The 4,770-nt window shown below is 72.4% G+C and carries 4 protein-coding genes; 2 read left to right on the top strand and 2 right to left on the bottom strand.

The genetic code is table 11. The annotated features are described in order from the left end of the window. Both E4099_RS29120 and E4099_RS29115 read left to right on the top strand, forming a co-directional pair. Positions 1-877 (top strand): SAM-dependent methyltransferase (locus tag E4099_RS29120; RefSeq protein WP_245245286.1); only part of this gene is annotated, 877 nt, incomplete at its 5' end. 13 nt (positions 878-890) lie between these two features. Further along, positions 891-2,033, top strand: coding sequence for an NADH-quinone oxidoreductase subunit D (locus E4099_RS29115; protein ID WP_135342110.1), 1,143 nt, complete (start codon positions 891-893; stop codon positions 2,031-2,033). Positions 2,034-2,354: 321 nt separating this feature from the next. On the opposite strand, the gene E4099_RS29110 is transcribed toward E4099_RS29115, so the two are convergent. Next, entirely contained in the window at positions 2,355-3,587 is a 1,233-nt protein-coding gene (locus E4099_RS29110; RefSeq protein WP_245245284.1) for a hypothetical protein, read from the bottom strand. A gap of 96 nt (positions 3,588-3,683) precedes the next feature. Further along, positions 3,684-4,661: an ABC transporter substrate-binding protein gene (locus E4099_RS29105; RefSeq protein WP_135342109.1), complete on the bottom strand. Its 978-nt coding sequence runs from the start codon at positions 4,659-4,661 to the stop codon at positions 3,684-3,686. Positions 4,662-4,770 lie beyond the last annotated feature (109 nt).

Below are 4,770 nucleotides of genomic sequence, written 5' to 3'. Positions count from 1 at the left end.
TCAGATGTGTAAAAGAGACAGCTCCACCACCGGCCCGGACACGGACCTGGCGCGGCGGCTGCGGCCGTACGCGGTGGAGCGCGCCGACCGGCCGGAAGGGCTGGACCCGCGGATCACCTGGTGCGACACCCCACCGCCCGGGGTGCGCGGCCTGCTGTTCGCCAACGAGTGGCTGGACAACGTGCCCGTGGACATCGTCGAGGCGGATCCCGACGGCGTACCCCGCTATGTCCTGGTCGCCCCGGACGGCACCGAGCGGCTCGGGCTTCCCGTGTACGGCCCGGACGCCGACTGGCTCCACCGCTGGTGGCCGCTGCCCGCCGGCCCGGACGCGGCGGGGCTGCGCGCCGAGATCGGCCTCCCCCGGGACACCGCCTGGGCGGAGGCCGTACGCAGGCTGGAGGCCGGGCTGGCGGTGGCCGTGGACTACGCGCACGAACGGGCCGACCGCCCGCCGTACGGCACGCTCACCGGCTTCCGCGAGGGCCGCGAGGTGCGTCCGGTCCCGGACGGCGGCTCCGACCTCACCTGCCATGTCGCCCTGGACGCCTGCGCCGCCGCCGGCTCCCGCGCGCCGGCCGCGACCACCGATCCCGCCCCGCCCACCACCGGCTCCCCCAAGCCGACCGCGAGCGCCCATCCCACCGCCCGCCGCCTCAGCCAGCGGGAGGCCCTGCACGCGCTCGGGGTCACCGGACGGCGTCCGCCGCTGGCCCTGGCCACCACCGACCCGTCCGGCTACCTGCGGGCGCTGGCCGCCGCCGGGGAGGCCGCCGAGCTGACCGACCCGGCCGGGCTGGGCCGCTTCACCTGGCTGCTCCAGCCGGTGGGCACCGCCTGCCAGGACATCCTGGCCGCACCCGGAAATACCGCCTGACAGACTGGAGGACATGACGGAGACGACAGTCGGCATCGGCGGCGCGGCGGAGAGCACCGACATGGTGCTGAACATCGGCCCCCAGCACCCCTCCACCCACGGTGTCCTCCGTCTCCGCCTGGTCCTCGACGGAGAGCGCATCCGGCACGCGGAGCCGATCATCGGCTATATGCACCGGGGTGCCGAGAAGCTGTTCGAGGCCCGCGACTACCGCCAGATCATCGTGCTGGCCAACCGCCACGACTGGCTCTCCGCCTTCTCCAACGAGCTGGGCGTGGTGATGGCCGTGGAGCGGATGCTGGGCATGGAGGTGCCCGAGCGCGCGGTGTGGACCCGCACCCTGCTCGCCGAGCTGAACCGGGTCCTCAACCATCTGATGTTCCTCGGGTCCTACCCGCTGGAGCTGGGCGGGATCACCCCGATCTTCCACGCCTTCCAGGAGCGCGAGGAACTCCAGCACCTGATGGAGGAGGTCTCCGGCGGCCGGATGCACTACATGTTCAACCGGGTCGGCGGGCTCAAGGAGGACCTGCCCGCGGGGTGGCTCGACCGGGCCCGGGCCACGATCGCCACCGCCACCTCCCGGATGGACGTCTACGACCGGCTGGTCCTGGGCAACGAGATCTTCCGGGGCCGCACCCGGGGCGTCGGCGTGCTCTCCCGCGAGGCGGTGCACGCCTACGGGGTGAGCGGGCCCATCGCCCGCGCCTCCGGGGTCGACTTCGACCTGCGGCGCGACGAGCCGTACCTGGCGTACGGCGAGCTGGGCGACACGCTCCGGGTGGTGACCCGCCAGGAGGGCGACTGCCTGGCCCGCTTCGAGTGCCTGCTGGAGCAGACGCACAACTCCCTGGAGCTGGCCGACGCCTGCCTGGACCGGCTGGCCGAGCTGCCGCCAGGCCCGATCAACCAGCGCCTGCCGAAGGTGCTCAAGGCGCCGGAGGGCCACACCTACGCCTGGACCGAGAACCCGCTCGGGCTCAACGGCTACTACCTGGTTTCGAAGGGTGACAAGACCCCCTACCGGCTCAAGCTCCGCTCGGCCTCGTACAACAACATCCAGGCGCTGACCGAGCTGCTCCCGGGCACCCTGGTGGCCGACATGGTGTCGATCCTGGGTTCGCTCTTCTTCGTCGTCGGCGACATCGACAAGTGATTCGGGCGGGGAGCCCAGGAGCGTTCGGCCCCGAGCAGGGCCGCGCGGCCGCCCCCGGACCGCGGCGGAACAGGCCCCTCCGGTGCGGGATCGAGCGGGCGCCTGCGGTGCGGCCGAGCAGGACCTTGCGGTGCGGGGCCGCGCGGGCGTCCGCGGACCGGGGCGGAACCGACCCCTCCGGGTACGGGACCGAGCAGACGCCTGCGGTGCGGCGAGCGGGCCCTTGCGGTGCGGGCTGAGCAGGCCCCTCCGGTGCGGGGCCGAGCAGGCGCCTGCGGAGGGGCCGGGCGCGGGTACGGTCAGCCGACCCCGGCCGCGCCGTCAGGAGATCGCGCTGCGCAGCTCCGCCACGTCGATCTGCTCCGTCTCGTCGTGCGCGGTGAGGTCGATGACCTCGCCGCCGGCCCGCCGCTCGGACTGCTCGGCGAGTGCCTCCGCACCCACCACGTCGGCGAGGTCCTCCTCCGCCGTCAGCGTCAGCGGCTCCGGCTTCGGCTCCGGGTGACGGGTGGCCAGCTGCGGACGCTTCTTCTGGGTGCCGAAGAAGTCGAAGCTGCCCTCCGCCCGGGCGGCGGCCCGGCGCGCGGCGGCGTACGGCACCACGGCGCTGGCCGCGTTCCGGCCGTGCATCAGGCTGTCCCGGCCCTGGTGCGAGGCGTCCTCAGCGGTCGGCTCGGGATGCGACGCCCGCACATCGGACCGCACGGCCGCCGACTCACCCTGCGAGACCCGCACATCGGACCGCACGGCCACCGGCTCACCCCGCGAGACCCGCACATCGGACCCCGCGCCCACCGGCTCACCCCGCGAGACCCGTGCCATCTCCGGACGCGGGCCCGGGACGGTGCCGCCGGCACCCGAGTCCGCACCGCCGGCCTCGACCGGCTGCTCCGCGGGCTCCGCCTGAGCCGGCTGCTCCGCGGGCTCCGCCTGCCGCTTCTCGCGGCCCAGGAGGTGCAGCGCCGCCGCGGCCCGGCGGAACAGCTCCGGGTCGAGGGGCTCGTACGCATCGCCGGCCAGGGCCCCCGCGCCCTCCGCGGGCAGGGCGGCCGTCCCCGACTCCGGGGCATCCGCGTCCGACTCCGGCGCCTCCGCGTCGGAGGCCGAGATCGCCAGGACGCGACCGGTCTCCAGGGCCCGGGCCCGCTCCGACTCCGCGGTGGCGTACCGGCGCAGCAGTTCCGCGTGCTCGTTGCGGAGCCGGGCCAACTCGGCCCGCTTGGCGCGCAGCTTGGCGGTGAATGCCTCGCGGAGCTCGCGCCCCTCCTCGACCTCGGTCTCCAGCTCGGCGATCCGCTCCTCGGTGCGCCACTCCTCGCGGGTGCGCTCCTTGGCCAGTTCGGTGACGCGCTTCCCGGCGGCGCGGTCCCAACTGCGCATCAGGACCGCGCCGACCACCGCGGCCGCTCCGGCGGCCACGGCGAGCCCGCGGACCACTGCCGTCTCCCCCACCACCAGGGCCCCGGTGGTGGAGACGAGAGACGCTGCCGCGATCGACAGCGGGGGGAGCAGCTTGTGCAGGGGTGCGGATTGGCGGTGGCGTCCACGTGGCATGGCCTGAAACTTACCGTGCGTACGGGACCTATGGGGCCACCACCCGGCAAACTCGTCCGGTGAAATCAATTTTTCCGGCGGGGTTTAGCCCGGATGTCAGTCCTGGAGGAGTCCCTTCTCCTCGAGGTAGTCGGCGGCGACATCGGCCGGCTTGAGCCGCTCGGCATCAACCTTCTTGTTGAGTTCCGTGAGATCAGCCGTCGTCAGCACCTTAGTGATCTTGTTCAGGGCGGCCTCGATCTCCGGCGAACCCGCCGACTTCGCATTCACCACCGGCAGTACGTTGTCAGCGTTCTGCAAGTGCTTGTCATCCTTCAGGAGGACAAGGCCGAACTGCGGAAGGGTGGCGTCCGTGGTGACGGTGAGCATCATCTGGTCCTTGCCGTCCTTCACCGCCTGTTTGGCCTGCACACTGCCGACGTCCAGCGGATCGATTCCGGTGATGTCGATGCCGTAGGTCTTCTCCAGGCCCGGCTGGCAGAAGGGCCGCTCGGGGCATTCGTCGCCGGCCGCCAACTTGATCTTCTGCTTCGATTTCCCGAGATCCGAGAGCGTCTTCAGATGATGCTCGGTGGCGAAGTCCTCACTCACCGCGAAGGCGTTCTGATCGACCGCCTGCCCCGGGTCCAGCACCTTCAGCCCGCGCGGTTCGGCCAGCTTCCGCGCGGCGCGCACGGTGCTGTCCACATCGGCCGAGGCGACCGGCTCGGCCCCCGGTCCGTGCGTCTTCCGATTGACGAATTCGGCGAAGGTGGCGGCGTACTCGGGTACGACGTCCATCTGCCCCCGCTCCAGCGCCGGCTCGTACATCTCGCGCGTGTCGACCGTCTTGACCGAGGCGCTGTAACCGGCGTCCTGGAGCACCCTGGCGTACAGCTCGGCGAGGATCTTGGACTCGGTGAACGTGGCCGAGCCGACCACCAGCGAGCCCTTCTTCCCCTCCTTGGTCGAGCCGCCGCCGGACTTCTCCAGGCTGTCACCGCCGCATCCGGCCAGGCCGAGCACCAGCGCGGCGGCACCGGCCACCGCCAGGGCGGTACGGGTGGTCCGCGGGTTCCGGGGGGACTGCTTCATAGCTCTACTCCGTCCAGTGGGCCACGTACATCAGATCGGGGGACATCAGATCGAGGGACCCGGATCGGGATCGGATCGGGATCGGGTCGGGATCGGGTCGGGGACAAGG

The sequence above is a fragment of the Streptomyces palmae genome, from assembly GCF_004684805.1.
Classification (GTDB): domain Bacteria; phylum Actinomycetota; class Actinomycetes; order Streptomycetales; family Streptomycetaceae; genus Streptomyces; species Streptomyces palmae.
Note: the sequence above shows the minus strand (reverse complement) of the source record. Positions and strands in the feature narration are given on the sequence as shown.